12 protein-coding genes and 3 pseudogenes are annotated in these 16,432 nt (G+C 62.8%); 7 read left to right on the top strand and 8 right to left on the bottom strand.

Features of this window, described 5'->3' with window-relative positions:
• Nucleotides 1–7: 7 nt before the first annotated feature.
• From BMG07_RS14015 to BMG07_RS14005, 3 genes and pseudogenes are all read right to left on the bottom strand, one after another.
• The gene (locus tag BMG07_RS14015) at nt 8–487 is read right to left on the bottom strand and encodes an SDR family NAD(P)-dependent oxidoreductase (protein ID WP_198085083.1); all 480 of its coding nucleotides are present in this window, start codon (nt 485–487) and stop codon (nt 8–10) included.
• 519 nt (nt 488–1,006) lie between these two features.
• Nucleotides 1,007–3,126 (bottom strand): annotated as a pseudogene (locus tag BMG07_RS14010) (3-hydroxyacyl-CoA dehydrogenase NAD-binding domain-containing protein).
• A gap of 239 nt (nt 3,127–3,365) precedes the next feature.
• Nucleotides 3,366–4,409, bottom strand: a complete 1,044-nt coding sequence (locus BMG07_RS14005; RefSeq protein WP_198085082.1) for an AMP-binding protein — start codon at nt 4,407–4,409, stop codon at nt 3,366–3,368.
• Between the two features lie 436 nt (nt 4,410–4,845).
• On the opposite strand from BMG07_RS14005, the gene BMG07_RS14000 reads away from it, so the two are divergent.
• On the top strand, nt 4,846–5,439 hold the full coding sequence (locus BMG07_RS14000; protein WP_198085081.1) for a TetR/AcrR family transcriptional regulator: 594 nt from the start codon (nt 4,846–4,848) through the stop codon (nt 5,437–5,439).
• A 242-nt stretch (nt 5,440–5,681) separates the two neighbouring features.
• On the opposite strand, the pseudogene BMG07_RS13995 reads toward BMG07_RS14000, so the two are convergent.
• Together BMG07_RS13995 and BMG07_RS13990 are read right to left on the bottom strand one after the other, a co-directional pair.
• Nucleotides 5,682–6,638, bottom strand: a pseudogene (locus tag BMG07_RS13995) (IS630 family transposase); the annotation flags it as partial.
• Nucleotides 6,636–7,303: pseudogene (locus BMG07_RS13990) on the bottom strand (IS5 family transposase); the annotation flags it as partial. The pseudogenes BMG07_RS13990 and BMG07_RS13995, both read right to left, overlap by 3 nt.
• Before the next feature lie 574 nt (nt 7,304–7,877).
• On the opposite strand from BMG07_RS13990, the gene BMG07_RS42060 reads away from it, so the two are divergent.
• The 5 genes from BMG07_RS42060 (at nt 7,878) to ggt (ending at nt 14,018) form a co-directional block, all read left to right on the top strand.
• Nucleotides 7,878–8,870, top strand: coding sequence for an aldehyde dehydrogenase family protein (locus tag BMG07_RS42060; RefSeq protein ID WP_307866954.1), 993 nt, complete (start codon nt 7,878–7,880; stop codon nt 8,868–8,870).
• 14 nt (nt 8,871–8,884) lie between these two features.
• Nucleotides 8,885–9,295 (top strand): aldehyde dehydrogenase family protein, encoded by a 411-nt coding sequence (locus BMG07_RS42055; protein ID WP_307866953.1) that lies wholly within the window; start codon nt 8,885–8,887, stop codon nt 9,293–9,295.
• Nucleotides 9,296–9,363: 68 nt separating this feature from the next.
• Entirely contained in the window at nt 9,364–10,464 is a 1,101-nt protein-coding gene (locus tag BMG07_RS13980; RefSeq protein ID WP_198085079.1) for an NAD(P)-dependent alcohol dehydrogenase, read from the top strand.
• 76 nt (nt 10,465–10,540) lie between these two features.
• Nucleotides 10,541–12,007, top strand: a complete 1,467-nt coding sequence (locus tag BMG07_RS13975; RefSeq protein WP_198085078.1) for a DUF1254 domain-containing protein — start codon at nt 10,541–10,543, stop codon at nt 12,005–12,007.
• Between the two features lie 124 nt (nt 12,008–12,131).
• On the top strand, nt 12,132–14,018 hold the full coding sequence (ggt, locus tag BMG07_RS13970) for a gamma-glutamyltransferase (protein WP_198085077.1): 1,887 nt from the start codon (nt 12,132–12,134) through the stop codon (nt 14,016–14,018).
• Here ggt and BMG07_RS13965 read toward each other — a convergent pair whose 3' ends face one another.
• From BMG07_RS13965 to BMG07_RS13955, 3 genes are all read right to left on the bottom strand, one after another.
• Nucleotides 14,019–14,396 carry a helix-turn-helix transcriptional regulator gene (locus tag BMG07_RS13965; protein WP_198085076.1) on the bottom strand — a complete coding sequence of 126 codons (378 nt, stop codon included), beginning with the start codon at nt 14,394–14,396 and terminating at the stop codon, nt 14,019–14,021. It abuts the gene before it with no gap.
• 123 nt (nt 14,397–14,519) lie between these two features.
• Complete coding sequence (locus BMG07_RS13960) at nt 14,520–15,050, bottom strand: hypothetical protein (protein ID WP_307866952.1); 531 nt, start codon at nt 15,048–15,050, stop codon at nt 14,520–14,522.
• Between the two features lie 24 nt (nt 15,051–15,074).
• Entirely contained in the window at nt 15,075–15,323 is a 249-nt protein-coding gene (locus BMG07_RS13955) for an FCD domain-containing protein (protein ID WP_198085074.1), read from the bottom strand.
• 49 nt (nt 15,324–15,372) lie between these two features.
• Between BMG07_RS13955 and BMG07_RS13950 the strand changes: the two genes are divergently transcribed.
• Nucleotides 15,373–16,330, top strand: a protein-coding gene (locus BMG07_RS13950; protein WP_269758941.1) for an IS5 family transposase whose coding sequence is annotated in 2 segments (ribosomal slippage) — nt 15,373–16,089 and nt 16,091–16,330 — 957 coding nt in all. Because the reading frame shifts where the segments join, the coding sequence is not laid out codon by codon here.
• Nucleotides 16,331–16,432 lie beyond the last annotated feature (102 nt).

Raw genomic sequence — 16,432 nt, 5'->3', positions numbered from 1 at the left:
GCGCAGTTCATGGCGAAGTGCGTTGATAAGCGCCCCATGCCGCGGACTTGCTCGCGGATTGGGTGGCCAGACGCGGGGAGCTGACCCAGGTCGCGATCGACAACACATTCAGTATGGCGCACCCCCATTCGCCGCCAGCGTGGGAGCGAATGCCTTGGTCAGTTGCAGGGGACCGAAAAAGTTGATCTCGAGCTGGACACGTGCAGCGTCGACGCTGCCTTCCGAAAAGGAACCCGCCGAGGATGGCCACGCCGGCGTTGTTGATCAGCAAAGTTAGGTCGCCACACCGCTGCTCGGCCGCCGCAATGTCCTCCGGCCGTGTGACGTCCAGCTGGACGACATCGACGCCTGGCAGAGTCTCGGACGTGGGATCTCGCGCCCCGGCGTAGACCTTCCGGGCGCCGCGCAAGAGAGCGGCGCGCGCGAACGCGAGACCGATGCCGCGGTTGGCACCGGTGATGAGAACTGTGGCGCTCTGGAGCTTCATGGTTCAGGTTCTTGATGTGCTGCTGTGCAGCGAGGGAATTGCACAGACGCCCAAGGCGTCGTGCACGGAGCCAGTTCGCGCATGTCAGAGCGTCAAGAGGTCTTCCACCGCTGGATCCAGAATCGAGGCTCCACGCTCTCGATTCTCGACTTCAGAGAGAGGGAGGGCGTTGCCGCCCGAGATCCAATCGTTGGCCATTTGCTGTTGCTCGATGGTTCTGGCAGCCGTACGGGCCCTGTTCCCGGTCAATCGCCAAGGCGGGGGCGGCGGCAGGGCAAAGCCACGATGTTTTGTCTTGGCGGATCTCGAGCAGTCGATCGGGAGCGGCGTTGCGGTGACACCCGACCATGTCGGCCCAGCAATGGCCACAACCTGACCTCATCCCCTTCTGAGATGGGGCCACATCGTGCAGGTCGTGCCCCTCCACGCCGCGTTGCCTCTTGCACACAACGTTGGTTGTCCTTCAGGTCAATGACAGCACGACCGCCGCACCGAGGCGGGAACTCGGCGTTTGCGCGTTCATGCGGTTCGATTGAGGCTGGCGAAATCACTCTCTCGCAGCACCAGATCGACAAGCAACGGGGAGGGCTGCCAGAAGAAAGCGTCCTGTTCGGCGAATTCGCGCAGACTGGACAGCACGTTGGCGAGACCGATCAGGTCGGCGTACTTCATGGGTCCGCCTCGGTACCGTGGGAAGCCATAGCCTGACAGAAAGGTCACGTCGACGTCGAGCGGCCGAAGCGCAATGCCTGCGTGCACGACATTGGCTCCCTCGTTGATCATCGCGGCCATGTAGCGCCGCACGATCTGCTGATTCGTGAAGGCGCGGGGTGTGAGGCCCACGCGTTTGCGCTCAGCCTCGATGATCGCCAGAACCTCGGGGTCAGGCTGACCAATTCTGGCCCCTTCGGGGTACAGGTAGTAGCCGCGACCGGTCTTCTGGCCGAACCAACCTCGCTCGCAAAGGCGGTCGGCGATCTGTACGTAGCGCTCGCGCGGGTCGCGCGTCGCAGCCTTGCGCTTTCGGGTCGCCCAGCCAATATCGCCGCCCGCCAAGTCGGCCATCTGAAAAGGACCTATCGGAAAACCGAACTCACGCACGGCTTGATCGATCTGGTAGGGCGAGGCGCCATCTTCCACCATGTGCGCGGCGGCTTCGATGTACACCGCGAGGATGCGGTTGCCGATGAAGCCGTCACAGACGCCGGCACGAACCGGTACCTTCTTGAGCTTCTTCGCCAGTTCGAAGCCGTCGCGACCACGTCAGCACTGACCTTGGCCGGGACCACGATCTCCAGCAATTTCATGATGTTGGCGGGTGAGAAGAAGTGCAGGCCCAGTACATCCGACGGCCGCGAAATGCTGGCCGCGATCTCGTCGATGTCGAGGTAGGACGTATTGGTGGCGAGCACAGCGCCTGGCTTGCACACGAGGTCCAATTCGGCAAAGACGGCCTTCTTGACAGCGATCTCCTCGAAAACCGCCTCGATCACGAGATCGACTTCGGCGAGCGCGTCATAGGCGATGCTGCCACCAAACCGCGCCATGACGGCGTTCATGGCTTCAGCGGTGATCCGGCCTCTCGCGACGAGTCCGGCGTACACCTTTTCCACGTGGGCCTTGCCGCGGGCCAGCGATGCCTCGTCGCGTTCAATCATCGTCACCGGCAAGCCAGCGTCAAGCACGGACACGGCGATGCCGGCCCCCATCGTGCCGCCCCCGATAACGCCGACGCTTGCGATGATGCGTGGCTTCGCACTGCGGGTCTCCGGCGCCTTCAGGACTTCGCGTTCAGCGAAGAATGCGTGGACCAAGGACGCATGTTGCGGGCTTGCCAGACATTCCAAGAAAAGGGTGCGCTCCAGCGCAAGGCCTTCGTCGAACGACTGGTCGAGCGCGGCCTGTACTGCCTCGATCACTTTGAGTGGGGAGAAAAGGCCCTTGGCCCGCTTCAAGGAATCGCTGGAAGCGGCATCAATGGTCGCTTGCGAAGCTTCGCGGTCCTGCAACGCCTTGCCGTCGCGACTGCGGCGAACCGGCGCGTGGCTGGCCACCAGTTCGCGCGCATAGGCGAGTCCGAGCTCGGTTGCGTCTCCTGTGCCGATGCGGTCGACCAGCCCCAGCGAAAGCGCCTCTTCGGCGCCGATGTGCCGTCCGCTGAGCATCAGATCGAGGGCAGCCTTCGCGCCGATAACGCGAGGGGTGCGCTGGGTTCCGCCGCCGCCGGGCAAGAGCCCCAGCAGCACTTCGGGCAGCCCAAGCTTTGCATCGGACAGCGCAATGCGGTAGTGGGCCGCAAGGGCGACCTCCAGCCCGCCGCCCAACGCCGCGCCGTGGATGGCGGCCACGACGGGCTTGCTGGATGCCTCGATCAGGTCGCAAACATCAGGGAGGGCTGGCGGTTGAGGCGGGCCACCAAACTCCCGGATGTCTGCGCCGGCAATGAAGCTGCGTCCCTCACCGACGATCAGAACGACTGCGACGTTGGCATCGGTCTGCGCGGCCTCGATCGCGTCGAGCAGGCCTTGGCGCACGTTAACGCTCAGTGCATTGACCGGCGGGTTGTGGATGCGAATCACCTGGATGGCGTCGACTACGCGCGATTGCACAACGGGGACTCTGACTTGGGTATCTGACATGTAAATTCTCGGTTGAGATGAAACTGGAGTGGCTCGAGGCTCACGGGTGAGCCGCCATGGTCGACGCGTCGACCCCGGCGCACGGTCCGGTCGCCGCGCGAGACCAGATGGGGTGGTGTTGTGGATGAGGTCCTGAAGGACAAGGATGAGGGGCCTCGATGGCTACGCAGGCGTCACAGGTTTTTGTCGAAGATCCTTGCGCAGGATCTGTCCGATAGCAGACTTCGGCAGTGCATCGATCAGCGTGACGTGGCGCGGCACCTTGTACGCGGCGCCCCGCTACTGCGCGCTGTACCGATGCGCCGGCGCCAACCACAAGGCGCGTCGCGGAGAAATCCACTTTGGCAAGGTCCGGGTGATCCACCAGCGAAACGAAGAGCGTGTTGACCCCGATCAGCATCGCGAAGGGCCGGCGGCGGAGCTCCGCTATCACGGATGCCGGTGTCGCGAAGATCCGGAATCAGACGGTTCTCGAAGCCCAGCGCCATAGTTGCGATGGTCACTGCCAGTGGATAGATGTGGTATGGGGGCAGAGGGGAAACCGTGGACGACATCTGGTCCCGGAGGTGGAGTCGCGTCCAGGACAACATCTGCGCGAGGCTGGCCGTCATGTTGCGATGCGTCAGGATCGCGCCTTTCGAGACGCCAGTGGTTCCACCGGTGTACTTGAGGAATGAGATGTCGGTCGGACGAAGGCGTACGGGCTCGAACAACGACGCCGCACCCACCGCGAGAGCGATATCCAAGGGGACAGGCTGGAGCTTCGTCGTACCCGTCGCCTGCGTGTCAGATGGAAACGCGCGTCCAGTCGAGCCGGGCGCACCGAGGATTTGCGCGGTGATGATGTGCTCGACCGCGGCGTTCGGCAGGCACTTCAGGACCCGTGGAATCAGGGCCTCCAGCACGATGACGCTTCGTGCACCAGCGTCGCGTAATTGGTGCTCGACCTCGCAGGGTGTGTACATAGGATTGACGGTTACGACTGTCATGCCGGCGCGTAGGATGCCGGCCAGCGATATCTGGTAGGCCAAGCAGTTGGGCAACAACAGGGCGACGCGATCGCCCGTGCTCAAGCCCAATTGCCGAAGGAAGATGGTCAAGCTGCGGGAGTGCTCGTCCAGCCGCGCGTACGTCAGCTTGTCGCCCAGGCACGATACAGCGTCGTTGTCGCGATGGCGCTCGAACGACTGCTCCAGGGTCGAGACCAGATTGGCATCGTCCGGCAGTTCTATGTCATGGGCGAGCTCTGCCGGATAGGACGAGTGCCAGGGTTTAGCGTGCATGGTTGTCTCCCAATGGATTTTTTGCGGGGCGGCGGCACGCTGTCGTAAACGCGCGCGTGTTCTTAGGCGGCCGATTGGCCGGTGCGCCAGTACCGAGGGTTCATGGCGACGCCATGGCCGGTGGATTCGAGCCGGGTTTTGCCCGAAACAGTTCCTCATCGTTGAAGGTCATCGGCACTGCATTTCGCCACGCGGATGGGCCTCCAGCTTCCTGCCTCGCGGACTGGAGACGAGCAGGCCTGGTGCGAACCGTTCTCCGCACCTGCCCATTCGGCAACGATGTTTGGGTGAGCGATTGCATCAGGACCTTCAACACCTAGAGAACAGGCCGCGGACTTCACGATTTGGGGACTTCAATTAATAAACTATCGTTAACCAAACGAAAGTTATGCTAATGTTCGCGCCATGTCAACAAGAGAATCGTCGAGGTTTTTCGATGCGGTATCCAATTACACACAAGGAAGAAACGCGCCGGAAGCTGCTCGATAGCAGTCGGGCGATCGCGAAGCGGGGTGGGTTCGAAGCCAACGGCGTCGATGCTCTGATGTCGGCGGTCGGCTTGACAGGAGGGGCCTTCTACAGCCATTTCCCCTCGAAACAGGCGCTGTTCGAGGCGATGGTGGCTGAAGAAATCGAGAACAGCGGCAATATGCTGGCCTGTGATGAAAATGCATCCGATGAGCATGTCGCGAACTGCCTTCGCAATTACCTGAGCACCTTCCACGCGCTGCATCCGGAGGTCGGGTGTGTCTTGCCCACGCTGGGTTCGGAGATCGCGCGTTCCGGTCCCGAGGTCAAGGCGGTGGTCGAGCGCGGGCTCAAGCGCACTCAAAAGAGCTGGATCGAACGGGTCGGCGGTGATCCGGATGCGGCCTGGGCGCTCATCGCTCAGTGTGTGGGGGCATTGGTGCTAGCGCGTGCCGTCGAAACCGATCGGACGCGCAAGGAAATCCTGACCGCGAGCCGGCGCTTCCTCGATAGAACCCACGCAATCGAAACGCGCGGACGTAGCGCCCCAGACAAAGGCTGACACAGCCCGAACTGGGCGAATCGCACCTTCATGTTCTCAATGAATCGATCAGCATCGCTGTTGCTCTCAAATACGGTAGGTAATGTCACGATTGCCACAGCGACGGCCGGGGGAACGAAATCCCGGCGTGATACGTCTTGGTCTGCGGCGGCGTTTTATATGCTGACGTCATGAGGGAAACCGCTTGGAAAAGTATCGATTCGAGGCTCGGGCGTTGAGAAACATCCTGGGCATACGCTGTGCTAGTTTGCTGTCCCGCTGATACGTGAACCAAGTCGACGCAGCTTTTCGAGGATCGAATCAGCGGTGGCAGTCCAACGAAAAGGCTGGCAATTCGCGTTGTGATGCGTCACGAAATGATCGATGCGCTGCACGAGTTGTTTGACGCTGGTGAATGAGCCGCGGCGAATGGCCTTGTCCGTAATCAGCGCGAAGAATCGCTCGACCTGGTTGAGCCATGAACTGTAGGTCGGGATGAAGTGCAAGTGCCAGCGAGACCGGCTTGCGAGCCAAGCCTTGGTCGTCGGATGACTGTGGGTGGCGTAGTTGTCGACGATGCAGTGGATGTCCAACTCGGGCGGCACCGCTTTGTCGATCTCGCGCAAGAAGCCCAGGAACTCTTGATGTCGATGACGCGGCTTGCAGGTGGCGAGCACGGCGCTGTTAAGGACATTCAAGGCGGCGAACAGAGTGGTCGTTCCGTGGCGCTTGTAGTCGTGCGTCACGCCTTCCACGTAGCCCAATTCCATGGGCAACATCGGTTGCGTGCGTTCAAGCGCCTGGCACCGGCTCTTCTCGTCCACGCAGAGCACCAGCGCGTTCTCCGGCGGGCTCAGGTACAGGCCGACCACGTCGCGCAGCTTCTCGATGAAGAAAGGGGCGGTTGAGAGTTTGAAGCCTTCGCTGCGATGAGGTTGCAGCCCGAAGAGTTGGAAGTAGCGCTGCACACTGGTCTTGGAAATGCCGGTCTCGGAGGCAACCGTTCGAACGCTCTAGTGCATTGACCCATCGGCGGGCTTGGTGTGCAGCGTCGTCTTGATCAACTGCGCGATGCGCTCATCGTCGATCGTGCGTGGCTTGCCTGGGCGAACGTCGTCGTAGAGCCCGGAAATTCGTCGTTCGATGAAGCGCATGCGCCACTTGCCCACCGTCGCGTTGGTGAGCTTCAGTCGTTGGGCAATCGAATTGTTGAGCTCGCCGTTGTCGCCGTGCGCGGCTGTCTCATCGCCATGCAGCAGCGCACCGGCCTGCGTCACATCGTTGACGTTCGCCGCCGTGCCGACCACCGTGTGCACCAGGCCCGACTCGGCATCCACGCCGATGTGCGCTTTCATGCCAAAGTGCCATTGGTTTCCCTTCTTGGTCTGATGCATTTCGGGGTCGCGTGCATTGCTTTCGTTCTTCGTCAAACTCGGCGCCGCAATGATGGTGGCGTCCTCGATGGTGCCTGCGCGCATCAGCAGTTCCTGCTCGGCCAAGTCAGCGTTGATCTGGTCGAACAGCGCCTTGGTCAGGTCGTTGGCCAGCAGCAGCCGCCTGAACTTGAGCAGCGTGGTCGCGTCAGGAACCGACTCGCGCGACAGGTCGATGCCAACGAAGTCGCGCAGGGCCTGGCTGTCGTACAGCGCGTCTTCCAGCGCCTCGTCGGCCAGGCCGTACCACTGCTGCAGGCAGTACATGCGCAACATGCGGCTACGCCCATGGGCTGGCGGCCGACGCGGCCGCTCGTCGGGTACGGCGGCTCGATCACCGCGATCAGACGCGACCACGGCACCACACACTCCATGTCCGCAAGGAGATTCTCGCGCCGCGTGCGCTTCTTCTTCATCGCGTACTCGGCGCTGGCAAAGCTGCGTTGACTCATGTCACTCCTGTTGCAGTTCTGAATGCCTTCGCGCATGCATAGGACATGCCTGATGCGGCATATTGATCAGCGTTTCCCTAACCGGGCGAAGGTGATCCAGTCGTGCGACGCATCTCGTCGATGTCGGCGGATTGATTTATTCAACCGACTACAACGGAGGCCTTTGTATTCGTGAGTTCGGAGGTTTGCGCTAAGTCCACGCGACGCCGGTCTGCATCTCCGAAGGAGCCTACCTCCACGGCATCAATGCCGGTTCGGCGGGCAGTTATGCAAGGGGAGTTTGTTTCCCAACTCAACTACGTTGACCGCAGCCAGGTCCATGCCGACCGGTCAACGTTCATCCAGCACAGTCCGACGCTCCCACGGGAAAGCGAGCAGCCTCGCCGTTGCGTTTGGCGGATAGCGCTGCGCAAATCGGATCGCGCAGATGATCCTTCGCGAGCAGACTGGCTTCGCGACGCTGCAAGCCCCTCCCTATTCCATGTCCGCCAACCCGTGAGTGACCGATGAATCTGAATACTGAACTGGGCCTCTCCGAGCCTACGGCGCCTTTATCGACAACGAGTTCCAGCCCGTGGCTGGAGAGAGCTTCGCCGCGAATCACGCCAGCACCGGCGTATCGCTAGCTCGCATCGCGCGCTGCGGCGCTGCGGACGTCGACCGTGCTGTACAGGCTGCCACGAAAGCATTTCCCGCCTGGCGCGCCACTGTGCCCGAGGAACGCGCGGCCTTGCTGCTGAAGCTGGCGGATGCGATTGAAGCGGACGCGAAGCGACTGGCCCGCATCGACGCCGTGGATATCGGCCGACGCCTGTTCGAGACAGAGTGGGACCACATGCTCGCGGTCTCGCAATACCGCTACTTCGCGGCGGCCGCCATCACCCACGAAGGTTTCGGCAGGCCGATTCCGAACGGCTACCTGGTCGCCAAGCGGGAACCTTATGGCGTGTGCGGCCAGATCATTCCTTGGAACGTGCCTGCGATCATGGCCGCGCTGAAGATCGCCCCCGCAGTGGCCGCCGGCAACACGGTCGTTCTGAAGCCCGACGAGAACGCCTCGCTCAGCACGCTGGAGCTGTGCAAGCACATCGCGAAGATCTTTCCGCCAGGCGTCATCAACATCGTCCCCGGTTATGGAGAAGAAGCCGGTGCCGCGCTAACGGCGCATCCGGGCGTAGCGAAGCTGGCCTTCACCGGCAGCAGCGAGGTCGGCCGGATCGTCTCCCGCGCTGGCGCCGAGCGACTTGTGCCGACATCGCTGGAGCTGGGCGGCAAGAGCCCGAACATCGTCTTCCCCGACATCGACGACATCGACGCGGTGGTCGACAACGCAATGTTCGCGACGATGTACTGCAACGGCCAGTCCTGCCTGGCGGGCACGCGGCTGTTCGTGCACGAAGCGGTGTACGACGCGGTGATGGAGCGCCTCGTCGCGGCCATGGAACGTGTGAAGGTGGGATCGTCGCTCGCTCCCGACACCGTGCTGTCGGGCCTGGTCTCCGCACAGCAGGGGCAGCGCGTGCTCGACTACATCGGCATCGGCAAGTCCGAAGGCGCGCGCTCGTAGCCGGCGGCACGCGCGTGCCGGTGGAGGGCCACGAGGCGGGGTACTTCATTGCGCCCACGGTGTTCGAGGCACGCAACGACATGCGCATCGCGCAGGAAGAGATCTTCGGCCCCGTGCTCAGCGTGATGCGCTGGAAAGACCGCGACCGGATGATCGCCGAGGCCAACGGCGTGCGCTACGGGCTCGCGGCGGGCCTGTACACCAGCAGCCTGCGCAACGCCTGGGACACCGCGGACCGCCTGCATGCCGGCTCGGTGTGGATCAACCACTACTTCAACCTGGCCAGCGGCTCGCCGTTCGGCGGCTTCAAGGAAAGCGGCATCGGCAGCGAGTTCTGCCACGAGACGCTGAACATGTACACGCACCTGAAGGCGATCACGGTCCAGACCAGCGTCAGCCCGGCCTGGTTCGCACCCAAGCCCTGATTTCCGGCACGCGGCCATCGCGGCCTGCGTGCCATTCCGGATCCCAAGCAACCTCGAAAGGACGACACATGAAGATCACCGCCGCCGTGATGCGCGAGAAGGGTGGGCGCTTTGCGCTCGAAGGCATCGAACTGGACGAACCGAAGGACGACGAGGTCCTGATCCGCATGAACAGCTGCGGCATCTGCCACACCGACACGCTGCCCCGGGACCAGGTGGTCCCGGGACCCTTCCCCGCCGTGTACGGCCACGAGGGCGCGGGCATCGTGGAGAAGGTCGGCAGTCGCGTGAGCAAGCTCGCGCCCGGCGACCACGTGGTGATGAGCTGCAACTCCTGCGGGCACTGCGACACCTGCCAGACCGGCAAGCCTATGTATTGCCGACATTTCTTCAAGGCCAACTTCAGCTTCGCCCGTATGGACGGAACGCCGACGATGCACAAGAACGAGGAGGTAGTCCACGGCGCGTTCTTCAACCAGTCGTCGTTCGCCACCTACGCTTTGGGCACCGAGCGCAGCGTGGTGAAGATCCCTTCCGACGTCCCGCTGGAGCTCATGGGTCCACTGGGTTGCGGCGTGCAGACCGGCGCGGGCGCGGTTATCAACTCGTTGCATCCGCAGGCCGGCGACTCGATCGCCATCTACGGAGCGGGCTCGGTGGGACTGTCGGCGCTGCTGGCCGCCGTCGTGACGGGATGCGCAGTGCGCATCTGCGTCGATCCGAACGAGGAGCGCTTGAAGCTCGCGCTCGAACTGGGCGCGACGCACGTCATCAACCCTCGCACGGCCGATCCGGTCAAGACGATCCAGGAGATCACGGGTGGGCACGGAACCCAGTTCTCCCTCGAGACCTCGGGCAACCTCTCAGCGCTGCGCCAGGCGGTCGACTCAATCCGGATCATGGGCGAATGCGGAATGATCGGCGCTCCCGCTTTCGGCAGCGAGATCGGTCTCGACACCTGGGGGCTGCTGCTGGGCCGGAAGATCCGCGGCATCTGCGAGGGCGACGCGGTGCCCGACCTCTTCATTCCGAAGCTCATCGAACTGTACCGCCAGGGCCGCTTCCCGTTCGACAAGCTGATCAAATTTTATGACTTCGACCAGATCAACGAAGCCATGGAAGACAGCGAACGTGGTCGAACCATCAAGGCCGTGTTGCGCTTCAAGTAACACGCCCCCTTCCAATTTTTTCAGAGTATTGAAGGATCATCGTTTTATGTCACTCAACCGAAGGAGCGCATTCAAGATGGCGACATCCTTGACCGTGCTCGGTTCCGGATGCGCTGTTGCCGGCCCCGAAGATGCCGCGCGTGCGCGCGACGCCATCGACACGCAAATCGGTCCACTGGCGTTCGATCTCGGCATGCCGACGCACGAGACCGCCGCGCATCTCTACGACACGCTGGACTTTCAGTCGGCATCGCTCGCCTACCTCTGGGCCATACCTACCGTCGGTACGGAAAGCGCCCGGCAGATGCTGATCGACAACGCCGGTGCGCGCAGCGGTGACCTCGTGCTGGTCGCGGGGTACCGCGATGTCAGCGTGCTACTGGGCTCCAATGTCACCACACCGTACGTCTTTGCCTACTTCGAGCTCGCGCGGGGCCCGCTCGTCATCGACTACCCGCCTGGCGCTACGGCCGGTTCGCTGGTGGACTGGTGGGACCGCCCACTCACCGACCTAGGCGTGGCCGGGCCCGACGCGGGCAAGGGCGCCACCTTCGTCCTTTTGGGGCCGGGCCAGCAAACGCCGCGCGATGTTCCCGTGGGGGCGCATGTGCTGCGGTCGCGCACGAACAAGGTCCTCATGTTTTGCCGAGGCCTGGATGCGGAACTGAAGAAGGTGGAAGACGTGTTCTCGGCGACCAGCGTACGCTCCTACAGCCAGAGAGCCAACCGCACCGGCTCCCGCCTGCTGCAGTTCAAGCTGCAGGCCACGCTGACCAGCATGGCGCACCCGGAAGGGCTGGCCTACTGGCAACGGCTCGCGAATGCGCTTCAAGACGAACCCGTCGAGGACCGCGACCGCTTCTTTGCCGCGATGCTCGAGCGGCTCGGCATTGGTGCCCATCGTCCGTTCAATCCCGACGGGCGGCAGAAGTTGATTCTGGAAAAAGCGTCGGTGCTGGGGCAGGCAACGGCAAAAACCATCGCGTACAAGAAACGCATCTCCGGCATGCGCTATCGCGACGACGCGCACTGGGAGTACTTCATCCCACCGCTTTTCGTGAACGAGCAAGACACTCCGAACGGCACGCTGTTCGAGGAGCGGACAGCGTTCTTCTACGAGGTCACCGGTACTTCTGGCGCCGTGTTGACCAAGACGCCGGGCGTCGGCTCGGCTTACCTGGCGGCCTACTACGACGCGAAAGGCGCCGCATTCGATGGCGCCCGTTCGTACCGGCTTCGCGTGCCGCCCAGCGTGCCGGCCAAGCTTTTCTGGTCGGTCACGCTGTACGACACGCAGACGCGCGGCCTGATCCAGAACGCACAGCAGATCGTCGATCGGTCGTCGCGTCAGGAACTGCAGAAGAACCCCGACGGGTCCATCGACCTCGTGCTGGGCCCGACGGCACCCACAGGCCTCGAGAAGAACTGGATTCCGACGGCACCCGGGAAATCCTGGTATGTGTACTTCCGGCTCTTCGGACCCTTGGAGCCTTACTTCGACCGTTCGTGGTCACTACCGGATATCAAGCCCCTGGCTGCTTGATCGACGCTTGAACGTCAAACAGCGGAGAAGTCACCACTCCAAGCGCGGATGACCGGCCGCCGCATGCAAGCCATGCCCTCAAGAGGCATGCGTGCAATCGGACTCACCACAATGAGGAAACAACATGACAACGACAAGTTCAGCGCAGGCGCGCGCTTTCACATCCATCGCGGCGCTGAGCTGCTGCGCGCTGATGGCTACTGCCTGCGGCGGAGGAAACGGCCCTGCAAGTGGCGGGCTCGGGAACAGCAAAAGCTCCGCGGTTCCTCAAGAATGGACAACAGGAAAGGCTTACCGTGATGGTGTCGTCACTGCGCAAAACCCTTACGCCGCGGAGGCTGGTGCCCGCCTCCTGGAGGAAGGCGGCAACGCTGTCGACGCCGCCGTTGCGGTGGCATACGCGCTGAATGTGGTCGAGCCGCACATGGCGGGCATCGGAGGCGGCGGTTTCATGATGATCCACACCGCGGAGACCGGCAAGACCATCGCGATCGATTCGCGCGAGAAAGCGCCGGGCGGCGCAACGCGCGACATGTTCGTCGGCGTAGGCAATCCAACCCAGCAGGGGGTAGCCGTCGGTGTGCCGGGCATGGTGCGCGGCACGGCAATGGCCGTAGAGAAATATGGCAAGCTCACCCTCGCGCAAACGATACAACCCGCCATCGAGCTGGCGGAAAAGGGCTTCGCCGCGACCCCGCTCTGGGCCCGGTCAAGCTGCGGTGAACGCGCGCTGAATTCGCCCGAGACCGCGGCTTACTTCTGTTCCGGCGGCCGAGCTGCCCAAGCCGGTGAGATCGTGCGCAACCAGCCGCTCGCCGAGACCTTCAAGCTCATCGCGAAGAACGGCCCCGACTGTTTCTACCGTGTGCGGCCTGGCACCGACTGCGACATCGCGCGTGGCGTGGTCGAAGGCCAAACCTTCTCGAAAGGACCGAGGGGAAAGGGCGGGAGCATGACGCTCGCGGACCTCGAGGCGTACCAACCCGTGGAGCGCACGCCGGTCGAAGGAAGCTATCGCGGCTGGAAGATGAAGATCATGGCGCCGCCTTCGTCTGGTGGGCTCACGGTCTTGCAGATCCTAGGTCTACTAGAGCGTTTTCCGATCGGTGACAAGTCCGCAGGCTTTGGCTTCGGCACGCCGAAGACGCTGAATGTCATGGCCGATGCGCTGCGTGTCGCCTTTGCCGATCGGAGAGACTGGATTGGCGACAGCGATTTCGTTTCGGTGCCGGTCAAGGGGCTGGTCAACAAGACGTACCTCTCTTCCCGCAGCAGTCTGATCCAGCCAGGCATCCGCCTGAACCCCGACCCCAGCAGCAGCGACCCACGCCCTTACGAGACGGCGGGACTGCAACCTCAGGCCAAGTTGAAAGTCGCGCTCGCCGCGGACGGCAATGAGAAGGGAACCACGCACTTTTCCGTGGTCGACAAGTGGGGCAACATGGTGTCGTACACGAACACGGTGGAGGCCGCGTACGGCATCGGAGTGTTCGCGGGCTACCGGCTGCCGAACGGGGATTTTAAAAGCTTTGGGTTCGTGCTCAACAATGAACTGACGGACTTCAACATCACCCCCACGACGCATCCGTACCTGGATGGCGTGGGTGCCAACGACGTGCAACCCAACAAGCGTCCGCGCAGCAGTATGTCGCCCGCCATGCTCTTCACGCCCGAAGGCAAGCCGGTGCTGGCCTATGGCTCGCCCGGAGGGCCGACCATCATCAATTCGGTGGTCAATGTCACGCTCAATCTCATCGACCACCGGATGGGCCTGCAGGAGGCCATCAATGCGCCCCGCATCTCCGCGACCGGCGTGGCGGCGAGCGTCACGATGGAGCCGGGCTTCCCCTCCGCCTCGGTCGACGCGATGAAATCGCTGGGCTATACCGTGACAAGCGACAGCGTAGGCGCAGTGCAGGCCGTACTGGTCGCTCCCGATACCGGCAAGCAGTACGGCGGAGCGGATCTCCGCTACGAAGGCACGATTGTTGGGCTGCCGCGCAGGCAGTAGTCACCTCGCCGTGCGGCGATGGCGGGCGCGCAAGGTGTCGGAAGGCGCCTCGTCGAAGTGCTGCTTGTAGAGCTGTGCGAAGCGGCCCAAGTGAAAGAAACCGTGCGCCAACGCGATGTCGGTGACGGTCACGGTGTCGCCCGCTGCGCTGTTCAACAGGCACTCGCGCGCTTGCTTCAGGCGAATCTCGCGCAGATAGGCCATAGGCGTCGTGTCGCGATGTTCCTGGAACGCGGACTTCAGGGCGCGGATGCTCACACCGCTCGCGCGGGCGATGTCCGCGACGGTCAGTGACAAGTCGTCGATGCGGTCTTCGACGAAGGCTTCAGCACGATGGACCAGAAGCGCTGGCCGCGACACGGTCTTCTCGCCGTGCATCCACCGTGTGTAGTTGTGCGGGTGCCCGCTGAGCAGGCACATCAGCACGAACTGCTCGAGCGAGCGGTTGGCCGGGTCGGGCAGCAAGCCCGGCAGTGCCCCAATCAGGCCGAGGATGCCGGTCTAGGTGCGCTCGAATTCGGTACTGAATGGCACCATGTCGAATTTCAGCCGGTCGTCGAGCGGATGACCGGTGAAGCTCGAGCAGCAGGCCTCGAGCGCCGTCGTATCGAGCAGGAAGGTGGTCTGTTCAAAGCTGGCCCCGAAGTCGTACCAAGTGAACCTGTCCACCGAGACGGGAATGGTCAATCCAAGACTCCAGGTCGATTGGTTTCGCCCCTGGCACACGATGCCTTCGCCAGCGGTGCAGCGCATCAGCAGAAGCAGGTCGGGAGATTCGCCAGCATCGACCTCGACGTGCGCGCCATAGGCGAGACGAACGACAGAGAGGTGACGGGCCTCCCAGACACTCAGCTGGGTGTCGAGCGTGGCTGCGCGACGGTCCAGATGCAAATCGTGCGGGCAGTAGACACGCTGACGGCATGAATGGCCTCGTCGAGGTCGCCGGTCTGGAAATGCATGGCAGCTGCTCAGGCAGGTAGCGGAGGGGGCGGCGGGAGGCCATCGTACCGTAGCTTCCCGCTTCGGCAACACCCGATTGGCTGGCGAAGCCGTGGGTTAGCCGTTGGCCTGATTAGCCACGTCTTGGCCGGCCATCCGCGCAACGGCGGCGCGGATGTGGTTCTTGATCGCGCGTCCCGCAGCATCGGCGTCACCAGCGGATATGGCTTCGTAGACCGCACGATGCTCGTCCTGTGCACGTTGCGGCAGCCCCTTCGCCTGCGCGCTGTCGATCGCTGTCGCGTAGGGCTTTGACTGTATTGGCAAGTTGCAGTGGCATGCGATCGCTAGGGAAGGCCTGATCAAGAGCACGTTTCTTGCATGAAGGATTGACCCCTGCAAAGGAGCACGAGCGATGAGCCAGATCAGTTTTTCGGATGCGGAGCAAGCGGGCAAGAGGAAGAAGCCCAGGCGCGAAGTCTTCCTTGCCGAGATGGAACTGGTGGTGCCGTGGAAGGCGCTGCTCAAAGTCATCGAGCCCCACTATCCAGTGGCAGGCCGAGGCCGTCGTCCCTACCCGCTGCAAGCCATGCTGCGCGTGCACCTGATGCAGAACTGGTTCGCCCTGAGCGACCCCGCAATGGAAGAAGCCCTGTATGAGATCGCCTCGCTGCGCACGTTCGCCGGACTCGGTCTGGAGACGATCCCCGATGAGACGACCATCCTGAACTTCCGCCACCTGCTGGAAGCCAGCGATCTGGCCGAAGACATCTTCAAGCAGGTCAACGCCCATCTGGCCAGGAAAGGGTTGTTCCTGAAGCGCGGCTCCATCGTGGACGCAACCATCATCGCGGCGCCCAGTTCGACCAAGAACGAAAGTGGCGAGCGAGATCCGGAGATGCATCAGACGAAGAAGGGTAACCAGTGGCACTTCGGGATGAAGGCGCACATCGGCGTAGATGCAGACTCGGGGCTGGTGCATACGGTGACGACCACGTCAGCCAACGAGGCAGACGTGGAACAGGTGAGCGATCTGCTGGACGGCAAAGAGGATGCGGTGTGGGCGGACTCGGGCTACCGAGGTGCACAGAGCCGGGTGAAGCGGAATGTGCAGTGGCACATCGCGGGCAGGCCCAGCGACATGGCGAAGATGCCAGAGGGCTGAGCCAAGGCCAGAGCGCGCAAGCAGAAATACCAGAGGCCAGCATCCGTTCCGGGTGATCAAGCGGCAGTTCGGCCTGGCGAAGGTGAGGTTCAAGGAGCTGGCCAAAAACACGGCGCATGTGATCACGCTGTTTGCGCTGTCCCATCTGTGGATGGCGCGCAAGAAGCTGATAGCGATGATGGGACAGGTGCGCCCGCAAACAGCCTGAGGGCGCGGATGAAGCGCAGACCTCGTCGATTCGGGGCAGTTGACGGTGCGACTCACCTCCGTACATACCGTTGGCCTTCATCGCACGCCAATTGGTGACCTG

Origin of the sequence: Variovorax sp. E3, assembly GCF_016082275.1 — a bacterium.
Taxonomy (GTDB): Bacteria; Pseudomonadota; Gammaproteobacteria; order Burkholderiales; family Burkholderiaceae_C; genus Variovorax.
Note: the sequence above shows the minus strand (reverse complement) of the source record. Positions and strands in the feature narration are given on the sequence as shown.